General features: G+C 60.5%; 16 protein-coding genes and 5 pseudogenes. 11 read left to right on the top strand and 10 right to left on the bottom strand.

From position 1 onward, the window contains the following. Positions 1-85 precede the first annotated feature (85 nt). The gene (locus ACVJ5M_RS46745; RefSeq protein WP_210168703.1) at positions 86-1,459 is read left to right on the top strand and encodes an IS30 family transposase; all 1,374 of its coding nucleotides are present in this window, start codon (positions 86-88) and stop codon (positions 1,457-1,459) included. Here the strand turns inward: ACVJ5M_RS46745 and ACVJ5M_RS46750 are convergent. The 3 genes and pseudogenes from ACVJ5M_RS46750 to ACVJ5M_RS46760 all read right to left on the bottom strand — a co-directional run bounded on the left by ACVJ5M_RS46750 (position 1,389) and on the right by ACVJ5M_RS46760 (position 3,099). Then, on the bottom strand, positions 1,389-2,057 hold the full coding sequence (locus tag ACVJ5M_RS46750) for an IS3 family transposase (protein WP_162479148.1): 669 nt from the start codon (positions 2,055-2,057) through the stop codon (positions 1,389-1,391). The genes ACVJ5M_RS46745 and ACVJ5M_RS46750 overlap by 71 nt on opposite strands. After that, positions 2,006-2,356, bottom strand: a complete 351-nt coding sequence (locus ACVJ5M_RS46755) for a transposase (RefSeq protein ID WP_456679791.1) — start codon at positions 2,354-2,356, stop codon at positions 2,006-2,008. Before ACVJ5M_RS46755 ends, ACVJ5M_RS46750 begins: the two co-directional genes overlap by 52 nt. Before the next feature lie 382 nt (positions 2,357-2,738). After that, positions 2,739-3,099, bottom strand: a pseudogene (locus ACVJ5M_RS46760) (hypothetical protein). 502 nt (positions 3,100-3,601) lie between these two features. Between ACVJ5M_RS46760 and ACVJ5M_RS46765 the strand changes: the two are divergent. Further along, complete coding sequence (locus ACVJ5M_RS46765) at positions 3,602-3,844, top strand: DUF6894 family protein (RefSeq protein WP_063982903.1); 243 nt, start codon at positions 3,602-3,604, stop codon at positions 3,842-3,844. Positions 3,845-4,344: 500 nt separating this feature from the next. Here ACVJ5M_RS46765 and ACVJ5M_RS46770 read toward each other — a convergent pair whose 3' ends face one another. Beyond that, positions 4,345-4,614, bottom strand: a complete 270-nt coding sequence (locus tag ACVJ5M_RS46770; RefSeq protein WP_063982904.1) for a hypothetical protein — start codon at positions 4,612-4,614, stop codon at positions 4,345-4,347. Between the two features lie 445 nt (positions 4,615-5,059). Between ACVJ5M_RS46770 and ACVJ5M_RS46775 the strand changes: the two genes are divergently transcribed. Continuing rightward, positions 5,060-5,359, top strand: coding sequence for a hypothetical protein (locus ACVJ5M_RS46775; RefSeq protein ID WP_063982905.1), 300 nt, complete (start codon positions 5,060-5,062; stop codon positions 5,357-5,359). A 147-nt stretch (positions 5,360-5,506) separates the two neighbouring features. Here ACVJ5M_RS46775 and ACVJ5M_RS46780 read toward each other — a convergent pair whose 3' ends face one another. Beyond that, positions 5,507-5,788, bottom strand: coding sequence for a c-type cytochrome (locus ACVJ5M_RS46780; protein WP_049808111.1), 282 nt, complete (start codon positions 5,786-5,788; stop codon positions 5,507-5,509). A gap of 118 nt (positions 5,789-5,906) precedes the next feature. Next, the gene (locus ACVJ5M_RS46785) at positions 5,907-7,841 is read right to left on the bottom strand and encodes an AI-2E family transporter (protein ID WP_354100713.1); all 1,935 of its coding nucleotides are present in this window, start codon (positions 7,839-7,841) and stop codon (positions 5,907-5,909) included. Positions 7,842-8,348: 507 nt separating this feature from the next. Here ACVJ5M_RS46785 and ACVJ5M_RS46790 point away from each other — a divergent pair. After that, positions 8,349-9,476 (top strand): annotated as a pseudogene (locus tag ACVJ5M_RS46790) (TAXI family TRAP transporter solute-binding subunit); the annotation flags it as partial. Positions 9,477-10,069: 593 nt separating this feature from the next. After that, positions 10,070-10,609: pseudogene (locus ACVJ5M_RS46795) on the top strand (transposase); the annotation flags it as partial. Positions 10,610-10,614: 5 nt separating this feature from the next. Here the strand turns inward: ACVJ5M_RS46795 and ACVJ5M_RS46800 are convergent. Together ACVJ5M_RS46800 and ACVJ5M_RS46805 are read right to left on the bottom strand one after the other, a co-directional pair. Beyond that, positions 10,615-11,010 (bottom strand): annotated as a pseudogene (locus ACVJ5M_RS46800) (NYN domain-containing protein); the annotation flags it as partial. Then, on the bottom strand, positions 10,893-11,564 hold the full coding sequence (locus tag ACVJ5M_RS46805; protein ID WP_439035953.1) for a DUF6894 family protein: 672 nt from the start codon (positions 11,562-11,564) through the stop codon (positions 10,893-10,895). The gene ACVJ5M_RS46805 and the pseudogene ACVJ5M_RS46800, both read right to left, overlap by 118 nt. A 1,092-nt stretch (positions 11,565-12,656) precedes the next feature. Between ACVJ5M_RS46805 and ACVJ5M_RS46810 the strand changes: the two genes are divergently transcribed. Continuing rightward, complete coding sequence (locus tag ACVJ5M_RS46810; RefSeq protein ID WP_162478977.1) at positions 12,657-12,941, top strand: hypothetical protein; 285 nt, start codon at positions 12,657-12,659, stop codon at positions 12,939-12,941. A gap of 531 nt (positions 12,942-13,472) precedes the next feature. Here ACVJ5M_RS46810 and ACVJ5M_RS46815 read toward each other — a convergent pair. Then, on the bottom strand, positions 13,473-14,498 hold the full coding sequence (locus tag ACVJ5M_RS46815; protein WP_354079412.1) for an IS110 family RNA-guided transposase: 1,026 nt from the start codon (positions 14,496-14,498) through the stop codon (positions 13,473-13,475). A gap of 186 nt (positions 14,499-14,684) precedes the next feature. Between ACVJ5M_RS46815 and ACVJ5M_RS46820 the strand changes: the two genes are divergently transcribed. From ACVJ5M_RS46820 to ACVJ5M_RS46835, 4 genes and pseudogenes are all read left to right on the top strand, one after another. Continuing rightward, positions 14,685-15,035 carry a transposase gene (locus ACVJ5M_RS46820; RefSeq protein ID WP_063981905.1) on the top strand — a complete coding sequence of 117 codons (351 nt, stop codon included), beginning with the start codon at positions 14,685-14,687 and terminating at the stop codon, positions 15,033-15,035. Next, positions 14,984-15,673, top strand: a complete 690-nt coding sequence (locus ACVJ5M_RS46825) for an IS3 family transposase (RefSeq protein ID WP_231145767.1) — start codon at positions 14,984-14,986, stop codon at positions 15,671-15,673. Before ACVJ5M_RS46820 ends, ACVJ5M_RS46825 begins: the two co-directional genes overlap by 52 nt. After that, a pseudogene (locus ACVJ5M_RS46830) lies at positions 15,588-16,962 on the top strand (IS30 family transposase). The gene ACVJ5M_RS46825 and the pseudogene ACVJ5M_RS46830 overlap by 86 nt, the downstream one beginning before the upstream one ends. Before the next feature lie 13 nt (positions 16,963-16,975). Then, the gene (locus ACVJ5M_RS46835) at positions 16,976-17,296 is read left to right on the top strand and encodes a transposase (protein ID WP_456679792.1); all 321 of its coding nucleotides are present in this window, start codon (positions 16,976-16,978) and stop codon (positions 17,294-17,296) included. Between the two features lie 626 nt (positions 17,297-17,922). Here the strand turns inward: ACVJ5M_RS46835 and ACVJ5M_RS46840 are convergent. Beyond that, on the bottom strand, positions 17,923-18,306 hold the full coding sequence (locus ACVJ5M_RS46840; RefSeq protein ID WP_231145605.1) for a DUF1236 domain-containing protein: 384 nt from the start codon (positions 18,304-18,306) through the stop codon (positions 17,923-17,925). Positions 18,307-18,860: 554 nt separating this feature from the next. On the opposite strand from ACVJ5M_RS46840, the gene ACVJ5M_RS46845 reads away from it, so the two are divergent. Beyond that, positions 18,861-19,097, top strand: a complete 237-nt coding sequence (locus ACVJ5M_RS46845) for a hypothetical protein (protein WP_456679793.1) — start codon at positions 18,861-18,863, stop codon at positions 19,095-19,097. Positions 19,098-19,835 lie beyond the last annotated feature (738 nt).

The following is a 19,835-nucleotide window of genomic DNA, read 5'->3' on the forward strand; positions in this document are numbered from 1 at the left end:
GGCGGCAAGATGATCGCGATAGGCAGCCGCAGCGTATTGGGCGGATTCAAACGGTCGTCGCAACACTCGGAGGTTGGAGGTTGCGATGAACGTTGTAAGGCGCCGATCGGCGCGGTCAGGACGAGCCCCATTGCCATCGCCAGGACGGCCGTCTGTTGCAGGACGCGATGAACAGAATAGATTTTGGCTGGCGATTGCCGCGGGGCTAAGCAGCGAGGATGCTGCGCTGGAAGCCGGATTGTCACAACCTGTCGGAAGCAGATTATTCCGAAAGGCGGGCGGCATGCCACCAGCGATGTTCAGATCTTCGGCAAAGGTACTCTCCGGGCGGTACCTCTCATTGGTAGAGCGCGAGGAGATCGCACTCCTCAAGGTGCAGGGCCATTCCAGGCAAGAGATTGGACGTCGCCTGGGGCGGGCTGCTTCGACAATATCCCGTGAACTGCGACGCAACGCGGCTACCCGCGGCGGCGGGTTGGAGTATCGGGCAACAACTGCCCAATGGCATGCGAATCGATCCGCCCGCCGACCCAAGCCGACCAAGCTTGCGCTCAATGCAACCTTGCGCACTTATGTGGAGGAGAGACTTGCTGGCGGCGTCGTAGCCCCGAGCGGCGCGCTCGTTCCTGGTCCCGCCGTTCTGTGGAAGGGCCGCCGGCATGGCCCACGCAAGGATCGGCGATGGGCCAAAGCCTGGAGTCCCGAGCAGATTGCCCGACGCTTGCCGATCGACTTCCCGGACGACAAGACGATGCGCATCAGCCACGAAGCTATCTATCAAGCTCTCTTCGTTCAGGGCCGTGGGGCACTGCGCCGCGAGCTGACGGCCTGCTTGCGAACCGGGCGTGTATTACGGATGCCCAGGGCGCGCGTACGCAGGCGAGGCAAGGGGTTTGTCTCGCCGGAGATCATGATCAGTGAGCGCCCTGCTGAAGCTGCCGATCGAGCAGTGCCGGGACATTGGGAGGGAGACCTCATCCTCGGTCTTGGCAGCTCGGCAATCGGCACGCTGGTCGAGCGCACGACGCGCTTCACGATGCTATTGCACCTTCCCCGGTTGGCGGGGCACGGCGAAGCTCCGCGCGCGAAGAACGGACCTGCGCTCGCGGGACACGGGGCCGAGGCCGTGCGCGACGCGATCACGCGCACCGTCATCACCTTGCCCGAAGAACTGCGTCGCTCGCTGACCTGGGATCAGGGAGCCGAAATGGCTCAGCACGATCGTCTCAAGATCGATGCGGGTATCCAGGTCTACTTCTGCGACCCGCAAAGCCCTTGGCAGCGCGGTACTAACGAGAACACCAACGGGTTGCTGCGACAGTACTTCCCGAAAGGCACAGACCTCAGCATCCATAGCGCCGACGAGATATCCGCTGTGGCAGCGGCCCTCAATGCCCGTCCGAGAAAGACACTAGGCTGGAAAACGCCGGCGGAGGCGCTTGACGAATTGCTGTTATGAGTGAAAACAACTGGTGTTGCGACGACCGTTTGAATCCGCCTTGTGATCCACGATCGGAATGATGCACGCAGCCGGGAGGTGGTTTGCGGCCTTCGATCGCGGCGGCCAGGGCCGCGAGCGTCAGCCGGGCGTCGATCGAGCGGCTGATGGCGTATCCGACCACTCGCCGTGACCAGGCATCCAAGATGACGGCGACATAGACAAAGCCGCCGGCGATGGCGACATATGTGATATCGGCCACCCAGAGTTGGTCGGTACCGGTGGGAGTGATGTCGGTGGCGAGATTCGGGAAGGTCGGCTGACCGTGATCGCTGTCTGTTGTCACCATGAAGCGGCGACGTAATCTCGGCTGAAGGTCATGCTCACGCATCAGGCGGCGGATCTTCTTGTGATTAACGATCAGGCCCTGCTGGCGAAGCGCAGCCTGGACGCGACGCCAGCCATAGTGCTCGAACTCGTCGCAGATAGTGGCGATCGCCTCAACGATCGCAGTATCATCGGCCGCCTTCTCAGAGCGGTCATAGTAAGTCGAGCGCGCAATCCCCATCAGCCGACATCCTTCCGTGACGGAGAGGCCGCGGGGCCGGTGATCGCGGATGTAGGCTCGCTTCTCCTCCGCTGTCGTGCATGCAGAGCCCCCTTTAGAAACTCGAGCTCCAGGGCCTGTTTCCCGACCAGCCTCTCGAGGGCGGCAATTCGCGCCTCATAATCCTGGAGAAGATCGGCCGCCGCCAAATCTTCATCGAGAGCGCCTGCCTGAAACTTCTCGACCCAGATCCGGATCAGATTGCGGGAGATGTCATGCCGCTTCGCGAGCCCGTGCAGCGTCTCGCCGCTCAGATACTCTTGCGACACCTGCCGTTTGAACTCGACGCTGTGGGTTCGGTGCTTTGCCATGGGCCTTCATCCTCTGAAAGCCCGGCCGTCCGGTCAATTACTGAAAGCCAACCTGTCCCCCCTGGAGGGCCCACTCCAGCATCGGGCCAAATTTTCGTTTCGGAGGATCGGCATATGGCCAATTCTGTTCGCCCATGGACCTCAGAAGACCTTGAGAAGCTCAAGACGATGGCCGGGAATCACCGCCGCGAAGAGATAGCCGCTGAATTGAACCGAGGCGTTTCGTCGGTGGCTGTCAAAGCGCATCAGCTCAGTATCTCTTTGCGATACCACGGGCTGCCAAAGCGTCGACCTTCAACAGCGGCGTCAGCGCCGGGCCATTGACCCGATTGTTTTCGAACCTGCGTTGCCCTCTTTGACCTAGAGCGGAAGTCCGCCACCGTCAGGCGACACCGCGCAAGGTCAGGGCTAGCTGCATGTCGAAACGCTGTGTGGCATTGGCGGATGAAGTCTTGCAGCGCAGACGAGATCTCGGGCTCCGTGTCGGGCTGCGCGCTGGGCCAGGGCGTCCGCGACGTCGGAAGTCGCATCCCGCGACCACCCCTCAACGGGATTGAATGAAACAATCCGGACCGGATAGGCGTACTGGCCGGACAGGAGATTTTGCAGGATCGTCTCGATGTCAGTGTCAGCCTCATCGGTCTCGCGCCAGGCGCAACCGGCGCGCGCGCCGAAGTCTTCAAGCACCAGATAGATGTCGCGGTCGAGGCGGTCGGCCGGCAGATCGAGGGCGAGCCACGCATACGCTAGTCCGACATGACAAGGGCGAGAGACGGCCCCGGCAAAGGGGTCAAAGGGGGTAGGCCAGGGCCGCTCCGCCAGCTCGGCCAGCGAGCCAGCGACGACTCAAATATCAGTCGCCTTTGTGGTTCCTTTTCCAAACTGAAGCGGGCGCTTCCGTATTTAACCAGTGTCATAAGACTGATTTTAACGGGGCCTAACTTGGTAGTAGGCAAGCCAGCGGGGACGCGCACGGCCAACAGAAGGCAGAGCCAGTGATCAACATTGCTGAGTGCCGAGAACATGCTGACCTCTACAAGAGACTTTCTGGCGCGAGCGGCATTTCCAAAGATCGCGCCGACATCGCCCGAACTTATGTCGGTTTGGCTGGCTAGCTGGATAGACTTGCTTCTCTCGCGAGGAACGAGCAGAGGTGGGGGGCCGGCCTGCTTGCGGCATCAGTCGCCTAGTTGAGTGGCCCGTTTTACGAAAGAAACAATTTGAGGTTGGCGTCGTTCAGGTCTGATGAGACGGTATTACTTTGACATCAGAGAGGGTGACGAGATTTTCTCGGATGAGGAAGGTCTGGAACTCTCGACCGTAGAGAAGGTGCAAGAAGAGGCGGCGCGCTCGCTGGCCGATATGGCCCGAGATGCCGTTCGGACCCCGGGGGACGGCAGCCACCAGATGTCGATTGAAGTCCGGGACGACGGCGGTCCGGTGCTCCAGCTCAAATTCACATTCGAGGTCGAACGGCGCGGGCATTGAGGCCGCCTCGCTAGAACGTTCCGGTCTTTGCACCGCGGAACCGAATTAACTCGACGCCGTCTCATAAAGGGATTTTAGTGGTTCCACTCATCGGAACTGCCGGTTGAGCTCCAAACGCAGGAGAAGCCGTAGCATGATCAGGGAACCCCACTTCCATGTCAATCGGCATTGGACTGGGACCCCCGATCGGCGTCCAAAGGGCCCTTATTCCATGCCGAAACACACTTCCATACGTATTCGATCCCGGCGCGCGTCTGTTTTGCCATTGCGATGTTTGGTGGCGCACTACTGGTCGCCATAGCGATTACGAGCATCTACTTCATGAATTAACCCGCTTGAAACGGTGGTGCATGACGTTGGGGCCCATGCCTAGAGAGACTGCCATAACGCTCTGGTCCCTAGCCGTCGCCTGCATAGTGGCATTCAGTGTGGCTGCGCTCGTTCCCCGCATTAGCAAGTAAGGCCGCCTCAGTTGGCGGCCAATCTCGCCTGGTACCTTCCTATGTGCGAGGCAGCAGATCTTCCCCAGGCGGCGTCAGCTTCACGTAGGTGCCGCTTTCATGCTTCGACAACCAGCCGCCCTCGATCGCGTATTTCAACCCGGCGCCGAACTCGCGCCCGCTGCCCTCCAGCCCGATCATGACCAGCGCGTTGATCCGCTCGATGTAGATGCGGCCGTCCTGCACGGCCGCGACGTTGGCTGCGAGCTCGAGGAGCTTGCGCGCAGCCGCCTCCGGGTTCGCATAGGGGCGTTCTTCGGTGTGCTCCATAGGCGTGTCTCATCGGCCAGTCCTGGCCTATATTTGATCTCAGTAGCCTAAGTTAAAATGGCGCGGCAGGACTTTGATTTTCTTTTGGCCATCAGGCCTGCTCTCGCTAGGATCGAAACCCGGATAAACCGCTCCTTGGAGTTTATGATCCACAGCGGGGTGCCATGTTCGAAGATGCAGCGAAGTTTCCTCGTGGGTATGAGGAGTGCCGCGAGCAGGCAGACAAGACTGACGTCTTGTCGTCTAAAGCTCAATGGCGCTTGTTTGCCGACGAGTGGTTAGATCGGACGCTGGCCGCAGAGGCTCTGACAAAACGCTAGGCTGAGCCTGTCGCCGCGGAGTAAGGCCGCCTCAGTTGGAGGCCTACTTCGGCCAGTACCCAATGGCCGCCTACGCGGCGGTGATGTGTACGCGGTGCGGGTAGCTCTCCGCCGGTTTCCAGCTGTTGAATGTGGTGCCGCAGACGCAGCGCATCAGCGTGCTCCGGATCTCGCTGTCGAGCTTCTCGCCCCGCGCCCGCTTGGCCGCAACCTCGGCCCGCCAGTCCCGGTCTTGGCGCCATTCGGCGAAGGCGGTGTCTGGGATGGTGAGCCGCAGCTCGGACCACGCGGCCTCGAAAGCCTCGCGCGGCTTCGAAGGTGGCGGCTATGCCACTGGGCAAGGCGATCCCGTTGTTTTGGTGACGTCGATTGTTCAGGCAAAAGGACGGTTTGGCTCTTTTCAAGGCATCAAATTGCGTCGCTGACCGCACATGGTGGGTGTACAGTAGACCAATCTTCGGCAGCAGATGGGCGCGCTGCGGACTTCTTGAACTCGACCACACTTTGTCGGTCATCAAGCGCGGAACGTTCGGGATCGCGCGTGCTCCGCGTCGGCGGCGTGTTTTCTGCTGCTACTTGAGTGTCGCGATATAGGCGGCGATATCTGACGCTTCATCCCTGCTGAGCTGCATATTAGGCATCTTCGGGTGTGGATCGAGCAAGAAGAACGCTAGCTTGGCGGGGTCGAAATCCGGCCTCGCTGCGATGGACGCGAACGTTGGAGCGTCGGCTCTCGCTCCCTTCTGATCGGCTGCGACAAGATGGCAGCCTGCGCACCATCGTTTGACGAGGTTTTCGCCTTGATCAGGGTTAGCCGCGAAAGTCGAAGTCGTCGTGATTGTCGCGCACACCATCAAGACGCAGCGAATTCGATTAGATTGGTTCCACACTCAAATAACCTTTCCAGCATTGGACATATGCCGACAACGTCTGCCTGATTTCACGACGGGAAATCTCGCCATGATGGAAACTTCACGCAGCTACTGTTGCGGACATTTCCTGCTTGGAGGCTTCCTGGTCCTTCACTCCCGTCGCCTCGATGCACAGCTTGACCGCCTCACCGAGGCTCGCGGCAACGAGGTCGGCTTTCGCGCCTTCCCGCAACAATTCCAGCGCAGCCGGGTCGATTTCCTTGACCCAACAGCCCAGGATAATGGTTGCCTTCGGTAACTTTCGCCTTAGGCGTCGAACGGAGTAACGCATGTGCGCTGGTCCATTGGCATCGAGATAGACCAGGCATACGATCGCAACGCCGCTGGTATCAAGTCGGAAGACATTCGTCGTGGAGAGCGCTTCCGCCCCTTCCACTCGCGCCGCCAGGCCGTGCGTCGTCGAGAGCTGAGCCAGCATGATCGCGGCCGCCTCATCGATGCGACTGCGCCCCGCCACGCAGAGGACGGGATGTTCACCCTGCCATCCCGGCGGGAGGGATTCCTTGCTGAGAATGGGCAACGTTTCATTTGTCGCATTTTCTGCAACGCTTTCCACCGCAGACGATGCTTCCGCGTCGGTGGTTGAATTGCTATTCGCCGGCGGCCGGTCCTCCTGATCCGAAAGGTCGCTGGCAAATTCGTTCACCGCGTCTCGAATCTTCGTTAGACGTTCCTGGTCAAGCGCGCCGCGCTCGGCATCGGCTTGCGCTAGCTGCAAACCCTTCAAGGCGACTTCATCATAGTACGAGGCCAGCGACCGTTCTTTCAGAAATTCTTCGGCCTTTTCGGCGGCTTCCGTCGGATCACCAGCCAGCATCCGCTGGTAAAATATTTCGGGGGGAGAAAGGGCCGGCCGGTCCCCGAACATGACATCAAGAAATTCCAGACGTTCCACATGACGCCCTAGCACGACAAGGCACACCGTCAGCGGCGTCGCGAGGACGAGCCCGATTGGACCCCATAGTGCAGTCCAGAACGTTGCCGACACGACCACGGCAACTGGAGAAAGCCCTGTGCTGTGGCCGTAAACCATCGGCTCGATGACATGGCCCACGACCGGCTCCACAACTAGGAAAAGCGCGAGCGTCCATAGCAGCATCGACCAGCCGGGATCGATGGCTACTGCCAACGCAAGCGGGAACGCGCCCGCGATGACGGCGCCGATGTAGGGAACGAAGCGGAGAGCTGCCGCCAGGATGCCCCAAAGGATCGCGCTTGGAATCCCGATGAGCCACAGACCTATCCCGATCACCACGCCAAATGCGCCGTTCAAGATGAGCTGAGTCAGGAACAGCCGGCTAAGGCGGCTCGCCGCATCGTCGAGCGCCGCCGTCGTACGTTGGAGATCGGATGACCCCGCCAATCGAATGAGACGATTACGAAGATCTTCGCGTTGAAGCAGAATGAAGATGACGAAAATAATGATGATGCCGGTTGTCGCGAGAGGATGAACCAGCGGCGAGATCAAAGTCCGCAAGCTTTCCAGCGCGCCAGGATCGGGCTGGCGTACTTCTACCGGAACCGGCGTCAGCGGCGCGGGCGTGTTGAAACCAGCGACAGAGCCTGAGCCACGTGCGGATGGTGCATCCTTTGGCTTATCAAGTTCTTTGCTGAGATCCTTCAGCATGTCGGAGGCGCGTTCCAGCGTGCCCCTGCCGGCTTTTGTGTCCCGGAAGGACTGAATTTTTTCGCTTATCGTCGATTGGTAACGCGGGAGGTCTCCCGCGAGTTGCGTCAGTTGCGTGGCGAGGAGACTCCCCATCGCGAAAATCAGCGTGAAGGCAAGTATAACCACGCTCACGACGGCTAATCCGCGGGGGACATGGATACGCTGCAGTATTCCGACCAGCGGCGCCAGCACGAAGCTGAGTAGAATAGCCAAAGCAACGGGCACGAAGATATCCCGGCCAAAATAGAGCATCGAGATAATGATGACCGCAAGAATTGCAGTAGCTACTGCGCTGAGCAGCGCCATAAGTTCTTCGGTGGTACGTGCCCTAAATGGCTGTCTCGCTAAAGGCCTCATCTGCTTTCGTCCCAAACCTCGGAGCCTGCTGATGCGCTGATAAGGACACGGCGCGATCTGCATGAAAAAGCCGCTCGGGCATTACTCCGCGCGGCTTTCTCAGACGGCTGCCGTTTTCCGGTTCGCCGCTACACACACCAATAGATGAGCAGCGTAAAGGTTTCGTGCTGCGAGAAAGATAAAGCAGCGCTCGGCACTGGACGGTCTCGGGAAGACTTTTGCTGGTGAGCAATGTCTCCTATTGGCCCATCAGCGAAGTGGCGACACCCCTCACTGAGGTCAGCTTAAGGTCAGCTTAGTGGGGCGTAGCGGACGAGAATTGCTCACGCTGAGTTCTTCGCCTTTTGACCCGGAGCAGAAGTGTTCGGTCCCAGTGTTCCACTGGGCGCCATGGGAACGATCAACGATTCGAGAGGTTGTGTCCGTGTGGCAGGTTCCACACGCCAGGAGGATGTTGTGCGTCAACTCCTTGGAATGATTGCCGCGATGATCTTGATGGCTTCTGGATTTGCGGCCCATGCCGGACAGACCGAGTATGACCCGGCCAAGGTTAGTGACAGCCTGAAGGCAGTCTTCCAATTCGGCTCGGTCTCGACCAAGAAGGCAATGAACGCCAACACGGTCACGCTGCTTACTGGTACGATCGGCGGCACCTATGTGCAGTTCGGTGCAGACCTCGCTTCCGTGCTCGACGACGACGGTAAGCTGCGCGTCCTGCCGATCACCGGTCGAGGCTCGGTGCAGAGCATCGCCGACATCCTCTTTCTTAAAGGCGTCGATCTCGGCATCGTGCGCGCCGACACGCTCGACTATCTCGAGAAGAAGGGCTTCGCCAACAACATCAAGAAGCAGTTCACCTATGTGACCAAGCTCTACAATGAGGAGATGCAGGTCATCGCACCGAAGGCAGTCAAGACTCTGAGCGATCTCGAAGGTAAGACGGTGAGCGTCGACCTGCCCAATGGCGGCACGTTTGTGACTGCACTGACAGTTTTCGAGCGGCTCGGGATCAAAGCGAACTTCGTCTATATCGAGCAGCGGATCGCAATGGAAAAGTTGAAGAAGGGCGAGCTCGACGCCGTCATCGTGGTGGGCGGCAAGCCATACCTGTCTGTCACTGCCTTCAAGAATGACGGCCCCTTTCATCTTGCTGCGGTCGCCTATTCGAAGCCCCTGCAGAGCGATTATCTGCCGGCGACGTTGACCTCGAAAGACTATCCGAACCTGATTCCCGAGGGAGAAACGGTGGAAACGATCGCGGTGCCGGCGGTGCTCGCAGCATACAATTGGGCTCCCAACACTGAACGCCGTCGCAAGCTCGCCCTGTTCGTTGACGCCTTCTTCACGAAATTCGCCGCTTTGCAGAACCCGCCCTTTCATCCCAAGTGGAAGGAGGTCTCCCTGACGGCACCACTCGCCGGCTGGAATCGCCTGCCGCTCGCACAGCAATGGCTCGACCAACACGGCCTCGAACCGGTAAAGCGAGAACGCTTTGAGGCATTCCTGCAAGAGACCCCCGCCGTCGCCAACATCCAGTCGGAGGCCGATAAGGAAGCGCTATTCCGGCAATTTCAGACCTGGGAACAAGGGAGAAACGCGCAGGCACGGATGAACTCCCAGGTGGACTCCAAGAAGGTTCGAGACCGGGACTATACCTCCCACTCCGCAATGCAAGCTGCACCTCCACGCCACCCGCCCCGCCGATCACATCCTGCAAGGCGGGCACTCGGTAGCTTGACGGGGCAAGACTCGGTGAGCAAATGCAGCCATCCGGATTTCTGCAATCGCACAAGTGAGGAAGCTTGGCGGAACCCATTCCCCGGCGCCACTCCGCCCCCCAATCGAGGACTCTCAACTTCCGATGATCCGTTTCGGAGCTCCGCTCCGACACAGCCTGTCTTCAGATAACGGAAGCCCTCCGATCACGCGCTGATGTTCGTCGACGGGCGCTTGTCGCCAGTTATTGCGCCCTCCTTCAAGACACGCGCGCCGCGCGGCGCGTGACGTTGCCGGAGGTCCGCTGCTCGCCCATCTGCGAAGTAGCGGAGCGTTTCGTTGAGGTCCGCTTAGTATGGCAAGGCGGACGAGATTTGCTCCTGCTGAGTTCTTCGCGTTTTGACCCTGGCTGTGTGAAAACGCCGTGCCTGCTATGATTCCCGTGAATCGGCGGGGCTGACATGACTCGTTTCGTTCAAGGAGCTGATCGTGGGCAATCTACTTTGTTGCCGGAATGCCTGGACGACCGGGTTGCAGATGACAATCCGGTTCGCGTGATCGACGCCTTCGTTGCAGCCCTCGATCTGGCTGAACTTGGGTTCGGTGGCGTTGAGCCTGCCGGCACAGGTAGGCCGTCGTATCATCCGGCCGCGCTCTTAGGGCTCTACATTTACGGTTATCTCAACCGTGTCCATTCGAGCCGCCGGCTTGAGCGTGAAGCTGGCCGCAACGTCGAAGTGATGTGGCTGCTCGCCAGGCTTGCGCCAGATCACAAAACGATTGCCGATTTCCGCAAGGACAATGGTCCCGGCATCAAAAAGGTCTGCGCGCGCCTCCTCGAGGTGTGCCGCAAGATGGGCTTGCTCGCGACAGCCAGCGTTGCCATCGACGGCAGCAAATTCAAAGCAGTCAATAATCGCGATAAGAACTTCACGCGCGGCAAAGTCGAGCGGCGGCGCACGCAATTGGAGGAGAGTGTTGCGCGCTATCTCGCTCAGCTCGGCCGCTACTGGCCCATTCGCGAATTCGCAGCGCCCTCACGAATGTCCGGGTGAGCCAGGGCAGACCTGATTTTCTCACATTGAGTTCTTCGCATTTTGACCCTAAGCGGCCCTCGAACAGCGTTAGCTGGAAATCTCTGATGTAGCCCCAACGCACGCGAGGCGGGGCGTTCGGACGGGTCGCGGCCGAGCTTGGATTGTAGCTCGACGAGGTCGGTGAACACGTCGGCTTGGCGACGCAGCTCGTCGGCGATCATCGGCGGCTGGCTCGCGATCGTGGAAATCACGGTGACGCGAACGCCGCGGCGCTGCACCGCCTCCACCAGGGACCGGAAGTCGCCGTCACCCGAGAACAGCACCATCTGGTCGATATGCTCGGCGAGCTCCATGGCGTCCACGGCGCGCAAAGAAGCGCACAACAAAACGCGCAGACGGAAGGAATGGCATAAAAAATGGCGGCTCGCCGCCTAAGCTGCCTGAGCATAGAATAGCCAGGCCCAACGTGTATCGGTGCCTCGAAAATCTCTACACCGTGTTCATCCCGGACCCTGATGTAGTTGCCAGGCTGCGCGAAGGGTGGCTTCTCACCGCCTATGCGATGAGCGATGAACTTGGCGTGCTCCTTCGCCTCGCGGCGGGACGCACATTGATGTCCCACCCTGTCGCAGGCCGTGAACGCACCGGCTAGATCGAAACAATCGTTCCTGCGCCGCGTTCCTATGGGCCGCCTCTTAATCTCAGGCCGACCGTCTTGCCTGCCGACAAACGCTTGACGTTGAAGGCCACGATTTTCTGTAGGGATCGAGAACCTCGCCGCTGTCGCCGCCACGCATGAATATCGTTCGGGCCTCCGCCGCAGCATCCAGCTTTTCAGTGACCATAAGGAACATTTCGCCGGCAGTGCTGGTGCCCGCCGCGATCTGCCGCGGCCGAACGTCGATGACCTAAAGGGCATCGGCCATAAGTGTCAGCATCGAATACCAAGCAAGCATAACAACTCCGGTCCAGGGCTGACGATGTTGCGCGGCCGCAAAGCCTTGCGGAGCGCGCAGATTAAGCTTCCGTGGCAGCCCGGGTTATCGATTTCGCCTTGGCGAAGCCAAGTCGGCGATAGGAACGAAATTACCGGAGGCCGCTTGGTCGCTAAAGGAATCGCAGCATGAAACTCCTTCGTCTCGCTCTCGCCATGACTATCGTCCTTCCCTGTGCCGCGTTCGCTCAAGGCGGAGGAGGTGGAGGCGGTAGCGGCGGAGGCGGCGGCGGCGGCGGGTCCGCTGGTGGAAGCGCCGGTGGAGCAGCCTCTTCAGCTGCGGGCAGCGCCGGCGCGACCTCTTCTCCTTCAGCCACGGGAAGTGCCGCCTCCGGCGCAGCAAATTCCGCCGGCACAATTTCGGGGATGACCGGCGGCCCAACCGGCACCGCGGCAGCTCCCGGAGCAGCCCCGTCAATTAACCAGGGGACGGGAGAAAGAAACGGCTCGGCCACGGGCGTACAGGCACCCGGCACCAATGCCGCCGGTACCGCGACCTCATCCGGATCTCCAGGCGATAGCGCGCGGAGCACGGCGCCTGCAGGCGGCATCGGTAGAACGACGACAACCAACACCCAGGACAGCGACGCTAAAATAGATCAAGAGAACACCAAGGCAGACAGAACGGTGGGGAAGATTTGCAAAAACTGCTGAAAGTCGTTTTGTATACGCTCCTTATTGCAGCACTCCCCGTCGTTCAAACGGCAGATGCGAAAAGCCGGCGCCACTATCACCGCGCGCAGCCCGCGGCTGCCGGTCAGCAAGATCCTAGACCTGCTGCGGAGCTTCGCGATCCCGCGGACAAGGCTCTGGATAAGAAGATCAAAAGTATCTGCCGGGGCTGTTAAGCCGTGTGCTCATCAAGCGGCTGACCGCAGAAAGTCCGCTCAACCCCAACAGGGGCGCCAGCCGAGAGCCGGGAACTAGCTGTCCGGTCCTAGGTTATTTTAGTTCAATGAACGCCGCGCCGGACGCGTTGGCTACGACGTAAATTGCACAATATCAAGGAACACTTCCGTGCATCGATCGATCGCAATTGCTTTCTCACTGACCTTCTCTTTCATCCCCGCCACCACGTCGGCCGAGCAATGCGAGGACAAGCTCCAGCAGGACAAATCCCAGCAGAACTCAGCCGACGAGGCTCAGGTGAGGGGCGATCTCAAGGCCGGTTCGCAATGCGCCACTCCAGGCGATAAGGAAGAGTCAGCAAAGAAGAACGAGGACAGAGCCGCAAAGCTCAAGAGCGAAGGGAAGGTGGAAGACGACCTCACTGCCAGCGGTCAGCCACATACCAAGGAATAGAGGCAAACCGCGTTGCTGCGTGCCTCCTCCGCAATTTGCGTCTGCTTAGGGGCACGAGCGGCAGAAAACTGAGCAGAATAAGACCCTAGCCGCCCCTTCGAAAAGGACTTCGGTCGGCTGGTCGACCGCGCTGCCGCCGACAAGGCTGTCAATCGGCCCTTTAATTGCGGATTGATGTCAATTCTCTTTTTGAAAGCCATTCGGCAAAACGGTAGCGCTCGACCCGTCGGAGCGGGTCGGGGTTGCGGAGACGGGGGCGAGCGCGGCTGGTAGATCGATAGCCAGCTCGGTAGTCGTGGGCCGCTTAGCCGTTACCTAAATCTCAATGCGATCAACTGCCCGTCGCTGGGGTCATGGTCCTTTCCGAGGTCGCAAGCGCCTCATGATGATGTCCGGATCGGGTGCCTCATCGTTTGCAACGGCGTGCGGGCGAGGCCCGCCACCAGCCGATTGACCGAGGTCACCACGACCACCGTCCCAGCGGGACATCGCCGGGCCCGGCGGACCGGGCCAGGAACTTGCAAAATGAGGTCAGGCCGGCGCGTGGCCCCAGTCGAACGACGTACCATCGACCCAAATGCAGTGGAGGATCACAGCGATTTTGCGCGCAATGGCGACCTTTGCCTTTTTCATACCGACCCGCTTCGCGAGCTTTATTCCCCAGGCCTTGAGGGAAGACCATTTTTTGGTCCGATGGAGAAGGACGGTCGCTGCCTCGAACAGGTAGGTTCGGAGAAGCCTGTCGCCCCATCGGGAGATCTTGCCACTAGTGTCAGTTTCACCCGATTGGTTGCGCCGAGGTGTGAGGCCGAGATAGGCGCCGACTGTCGAGGCCGATCGGAAGCGGGACGGGTCATCGATCGTATGGCGGAACGTCAAGGCAGTCACCACGCCGACACCAGGAACCGTCATCAGGCGACGCGTCGTCTCGTCAGACTTTGCCAATCGGCGGACCTCGTCGTCGAATTTGCGCTGCTGCTGGCAGATATGCTCATGAATCGACAGGAGCGGCCCGATCACGTTGAGGAGTTGATGACCTTCGCCCAATAGCTCGCCGACCTGGTTACGGAACTGTTGGCCAATGGCGCGAGGGAATAGCAACCCACATTCCTTGATCAGACTGCGGACCTGGTTCTCGATATCCCGGCGCATGGACACAAGGCGGAATCGCGCGACAAGAATCGCTCGAACCTTCTGGCTCTCCTCGCTCTTGATTTTGACTTCGCGATACCACCCAACCCGCACCAGTTCGGCAATGCCCCGAGCATCATTCCGATCGCTCTTGTTCATGCGGACCGACAGTGCTGCGTGTGCATGCCTTGCATCGATGCAAACGACGGGGAGTTCAACCCTACGAAGCTCGTGCCAAAGCCAGCTCGCCATCGCGCCTGTCTCAAAGCCGATACGCTCCGCCAGTGGCGCATGTTTACAAAGCAGCTTGGACAGATCGCCGGGATCAGACTTGGCCTTTCCTTCAAAAATCGCTTGACCCGTCTCGTTGACTACGCACACTGAAGTTTCCCTTTGCGAGACATCCAGGCCGACGTATTGCCTCATGACAGCTCCTCCGAATCGCTTGATTGCGAGAGCTCGACGATAAGGGAGCTTCGTGCCCCGAGCGCTGACCGCAATTACGTCATCGTCTGTAAATTTTTGACCCCTCATTGGAGTGGGCCCTCCAGGGGGGACAGGTTGGCTTTCAGTAATTGACCGGACGGCCGGGCTTTCAGAGGATGAAGGCCCATGGCAAAGCACCGAACCCACAGCGTCGAGTTCAAACGGCAGGTGTCGCAAGAGTATCTGAGCGGCGAGACGCTGCACGGGCTCGCGAAGCGGCATGACATCTCCCGCAATCTGATCCGGATCTGGGTCGAGAAGTTTCAGGCAGGCGCTCTCGATGAAGATTTGGCGGCGGCCGATCTTCTCCAGGATTATGAGGCGCGAATTGCCGCCCTCGAGAGGCTGGTCGGGAAACAGGCCCTGGAGCTCGAGTTTCTAAAGGGGGCTCTGCATGCACGACCGCGGAGGAGAAGCGAGCCTACATCCGCGATCACCGGCCCCGCGGCCTCTCCGTCACGGAAGGATGTCGGCTGATGGGGATTGCGCGCTCGACTTACTATGACCGCTCTGAGAAGGCGGCCGATGATACTGCGATCGTTGAGGCGATCGCCACTATCTGCGACGAGTTCGAGCACTATGGCTGGCGTCGCGTCCAGGCTGCGCTTCGCCAGCAGGGCCTGATCGTTAATCACAAGAAGATCCGCCGCCTGATGCGTGAGCATGACCTTCAGCCGAGATTACGTCGCCGCTTCATGGTGACAACAGACAGCGATCACGGTCAGCCGACCTTCCCGAATCTCGCCACCGACATCACTCCCACCGGTACCGACCAACTCTGGGTGGCCGATATCACATATGTCGCCATCGCCGGCGGCTTTGTCTATGTCGCCGTCATCTTGGATGCCTGGTCACGACGAGTGGTCGGATACGCCATCAGCCGCTCGATCGACGCCCGGCTGACGCTCGCGGCCCTGGCCGCCGCGATCGAAGGCCGCAAACCACCTCCCGGCTGCGTGCATCATTCCGATCGTGGATCACAGGGCGGATTCAAACGGTCGTCGCAACACTCGGAGGTTGGAGGTTGCGATGAACGTTGTAAGGCGCCGATCGGCGCGGTCAGGACGAGCCCCATTGCCATCGCCAGGACGGCCGTCTGTTGCAGGACGCGATGAACAGAATAGATTTTGGCTGGCGATTGCCGCGGGGCTAAGCAGCGAGGATGCTGCGCTGGAAGCCGGATTGTCACAACCTGTCGGAAGCAGATTATTCCGAAAGGCGGGCGGCATGCCACCAGCGATGTTCAGATCTTCGGCAAAGGTACTCTCCGGGCGGTACCTCTCATTGGTAGAGCGCGAGGAGATCGCACTCCTCAAGGTGCAGGGCCATTCCAGGCAAGAGATTGGACGTCGCCTGGGGCGGGCTGCTTCGACAATATCCCGTGAACTGCGACGCAACGCGGCTACCCGCGGCGGCGGGTTGGAGTATCGGGCAACAACTGCCCAATGGCATGCGAATCGATCCGCCCGCCGACCCAAGCCGACCAAGCTTGCGCTCAATGCAACCTTGCGCACTTATGTGGAGGAGAGACTTGCTGGCGGCGTCGTAGCCCCGAGCGGCGCGCTCGTTCCTGGTCCCGCCGTTCTGTGGAAGGGCCGCCGGCATGGCCCACGCAAGGATCGGCGATGGGCCAAAGCCTGGAGTCCCGAGCAGATTGCCCGACGCTTGCCGATCGACTTCCCGGACGACAAGACGATGCGCATCAGCCACGAAGCTATCTATCAAGCTCTCTTCGTTCAGGGGCCGTGGGGCACTGCGCCGCGAGCTGACGGCCTGCTTGCGAACCGGGCGTGTATTACGGATGCCCAGGGCGCGCGTACGCAGGCGAGGCAAGGGGTTTGTCTCGCCGGAGATCATGATCAGTGAGCGCCCTGCTGAAGCTGCCGATCGAGCAGTGCCGGGACATTGGGAGGGAGACCTCATCCTCGGTCTTGGCAGCTCGGCAATCGGCACGCTGGTCGAGCGCACGACGCGCTTCACGATGCTATTGCACCTTCCCCGGTTGGCGGGGCACGGCGAAGCTCCGCGCGCGAAGAACGGACCTGCGCTCGCGGGACACGGGGCCGAGGCCGTGCGCGACGCGATCACGCGCACCGTCATCACCTTGCCCGAAGAACTGCGTCGCTCGCTGACCTGGGATCAGGGAGCCGAAATGGCTCAGCACGATCGTCTCAAGATCGATGCGGGTATCCAGGTCTACTTCTGCGACCCGCAAAGCCCTTGGCAGCGCGGTACTAACGAGAACACCAACGGGTTGCTGCGACAGTACTTCCCGAAAGGCACAGACCTCAGCATCCATAGCGCCGACGAGATATCCGCTGTGGCAGCGGCCCTCAATGCCCGTCCGAGAAAGACACTAGGCTGGAAAACGCCGGCGGAGGCGCTTGACGAATTGCTGTTATGAGTGAAAACAACTGGTGTTGCGACGACCGTTTGAATCCGCCCAATACGCTGCGGCTGCCTATCGCGATCATCTTGCCGCCCACGGCTTGATCGGCTCCATGGGCCGGCGCGGCAACCCATACGACAATGCCACGGCGGAGAGCTTCATGAAGACACTCAAGGTCGAAGCCGTTTATCCGATGGCATTCGAAACCTTCATCGACGTTGCCGAAAACCTTCCGCGCTTCCTTGAGGAGGTTTACAACCGTCGACGGCTTCACTCGGCACTCGGTTATCTCAGTCCTATGCAATTCGAGGATCAACACACCCGGCGAACGGTCAAACCAGCAGCCTGACCCCGTCTGCTCCGAGGGGCCCACTCCATGCACAATTTCCGCCGGGACAAAAAGTTTCATTGGGATCAGCCCGCAGACCGTGCGCAAACGATCGCGCCAGCGCGAGCCGCTCGAGATCCGCTGCTGACGCCGGCGACGTTCGCGAGCTGCCGCTATTCGAGCGCAAGGCCGAACTCGGCAAGCTGCTACGCCGGCGGCCCAGGGCATCTTCGTGGCGCCCTTCGAGCCCGGCGCGATCGGTCCGGATCTGCTCGATGCGGCCTGCCGCATGAACCTCGAGGGATCGTTTCCAAGCACCGCGAAAGGAGCTGTCGGCCGCGGACGTGCGACTGGATCAAGGTCACGAACCGGGCGCCTCCGGCGATGTCGCGCCGGTTCGAATAAAACAGGGCCGCGCCAGGACTCGCCGCGCGGCCTCGTGGTGCGTTTAAAAGCACCCCGCCCGCACCTCGACGGCCTCGAGCACGAGAAAACCGCCACAGTTGCCTGGCGGTTTTCTCGCAACGCCTGATCTCCCAACCAGGGCAGGCGCCGCGGTTTCGCGGCAATTCGGTCTGACGAACTAAGGCCCCGCGGAGTGACGCTCCGCAGGGCCCGGCTGTTCAAAGCCTTCACGCTCTGACCGATCAGTCGATGATCTTGACGACGCGGCGCGTGCGCGGCTCGACGATGACGCGGCGATCATTCACGACCGCGTAGCGATACTCGGTGTAGTTCGGCACCGGGCGCAAGACCACGGTTGGGGGCAACGGCTCGCCGACGACGACGCGCTCGTGGATCACGACGGAGTCGTCGCGCGGAATTCCGCCGAGCACGGCATTCGGAATTTCGAGGCCGGCGCCAACGGCCGCACCGACGGTGCCGCCGACCATCGCGCCGACCGGGCCACCGACGTCGCCACCCGCACGTGCGCCGTCCCTGGCGCCCTGTTCAGTCGTCGACTGGGCAAAGGCTGCACTCGACGCCAGCAGCGACACAGCAGCCAACGAAATCGCAAGACGGGTTTTCATGTCCACACTCTCCAGTGGTTGTTGATGCGCCGTCAACCACGGGGTCGGACCATTGTTCCGGTTCCCGCATGATGAAAGGCACGTCAAATCTGGAGACTGTTACCGCGTAACAGTTCAGGCCGCGGCGATCTCGTGCCCGTCATCAGTTCCAGTGCGCGCGCCATTGCGGAATGATCCGAGGCCTTGGCGCCATGCGCGGCGCAGAACGAGAATAATTGCTGTCACCGCTTGCAGCGACAGACCGAGCGCGCGCGCCTACCGGGCCGACAGTGCAACGCCGCCGGCTATCAATCCGCCCGACCATCGAGCGAGGTCTCGACCGCCCAGGGCCGGTGCAAGTTGGCGGCTGTCCCACTAGTCTCGAAATAAAACGCTGCCGGGCTCGAAATACATGTCCCGGCAGCGTCTCATTCTCAAACTGAGCTCTGAAATCCCAGTTAGCTTGAATTGTGCAATGGCCGTGCCACACGTCTGTGACGCTTGCGAAGTGCCGGTTCACGCTGGGGGCGCATCCCGGCTGGAATTCAGCGCCTCCCCGTTGCATATTTTCGCTCATGGAGACGCGTGAAGATTTCTTGCTCCGGCTGGCGGGCGTCCTGGATGAAATCGGGGCGGACCAGCAAGTGATCATTCACAACCGGTACGTTGAACACGCATTCGGCGGAAGGGGTGCGATCGCAATTGCAGGGGCCCAAGTGTTCGCCCGCGCTCACGGCTGCACATTCTCTTACGACCGCATCAAGCGCCAAGGTGTATTTTTCCGGTCTTATCCGGCGGGCGGGCGGGCGTGAAGCTTTCGATCGCCCGCGGGGCGACGCCAGAGGCCCCAGCCGAGAGGGCACGGCCAGGGCCTTTGCGTCAGCCCTGCCTGGACGGTTGCAGGACCGAAGACCGACTCCTTCGCTAAGACCAGCGCAAGCGACCTCGCCGACATGTTGCGCATGGGCGAGGCCGCCTGCGACGCGGGCTCCGCGGCCGGGGGTAGGCTCGAACCCGGTGCCAGATAACGTTAACGGACTGGAGTGAGAACAATGATTGCTCGAAGGGGGCACTCAGTTCGGCTTAGCAGAGGTTGGCCCGGTCTTTTAAGGGGCCGGCCGTCGGCGCGAGCTACTGCCGGTCGTGGGTGTTGCGAGCGGGCCTCAGTGCGCCGAAAAGTGCGCTTAGGTCAATGTCGCTTTCTTTTCGCACACAACCAAGCACGATATAGCGTCACCACAGGTTGCATAAGCAGGGGATGCTTGTGGGTTGGGCGGAACATTCATATCGGTTCGGCTTTGTCGTGCTGTCGATCTTCAGCGCTTTGGGGGTGGTATGGATGATTCTATCGCTGTGAGCCGTGCTACGCGGGGCCATAGCACATATCTTGCGGTTTGGTCTTGGTGTGTGTTGTTCGGCTGGATTGCGCTTCTAACGTGCGCTGCCGACGCGATCGCTAACCTTCCCTGGTAATGCCTCGACCGCTCAACACAATGGCGTTTTCTTTGCTCAGCGTAGCCACCAGCACCGCTGCAAAACCCAGCCGACAT

This window comes from Bradyrhizobium sp. S3.7.6 (genome assembly GCF_054061875.1).

Excerpts from the sequence above, each read along its gene's own strand:
- ACVJ5M_RS46780 (WP_049808111.1), bottom strand. The coding sequence starts at position 5,788 with ATGGTGTGCGCGACAATCACGACGACTTCGACTTTCGCGGCTAACCCT.
- ACVJ5M_RS46815 (WP_354079412.1), bottom strand. The coding sequence starts at position 14,498 with ATGAGGCAATACGTCGGCCTGGATGTCTCGCAAAGGGAAACTTCAGTG.
- ACVJ5M_RS46845 (WP_456679793.1), top strand. The coding sequence starts at position 18,861 with ATGGAGACGCGTGAAGATTTCTTGCTCCGGCTGGCGGGCGTCCTGGAT.
- ACVJ5M_RS46745 (WP_210168703.1), top strand. The coding sequence starts at position 86 with ATGAACGTTGTAAGGCGCCGATCGGCGCGGTCAGGACGAGCCCCATTG.
- ACVJ5M_RS46770 (WP_063982904.1), bottom strand. The coding sequence starts at position 4,614 with ATGGAGCACACCGAAGAACGCCCCTATGCGAACCCGGAGGCGGCTGCG.
- ACVJ5M_RS46765 (WP_063982903.1), top strand. The coding sequence starts at position 3,602 with ATGAGACGGTATTACTTTGACATCAGAGAGGGTGACGAGATTTTCTCG.
- ACVJ5M_RS46805 (WP_439035953.1), bottom strand. The coding sequence starts at position 11,564 with ATGCCCTTTAGGTCATCGACGTTCGGCCGCGGCAGATCGCGGCGGGCA.
- ACVJ5M_RS46785 (WP_354100713.1), bottom strand. The coding sequence starts at position 7,841 with ATGGCGCTGCTCAGCGCAGTAGCTACTGCAATTCTTGCGGTCATCATT.
- ACVJ5M_RS46820 (WP_063981905.1), top strand. The coding sequence starts at position 14,685 with ATGGCAAAGCACCGAACCCACAGCGTCGAGTTCAAACGGCAGGTGTCG.
- ACVJ5M_RS46755 (WP_456679791.1), bottom strand. The coding sequence starts at position 2,356 with ATGGCAAAGCACCGAACCCACAGCGTCGAGTTCAAACGGCAGGTGTCG.
- ACVJ5M_RS46840 (WP_231145605.1), bottom strand. The coding sequence starts at position 18,306 with ATGAAAACCCGTCTTGCGATTTCGTTGGCTGCTGTGTCGCTGCTGGCG.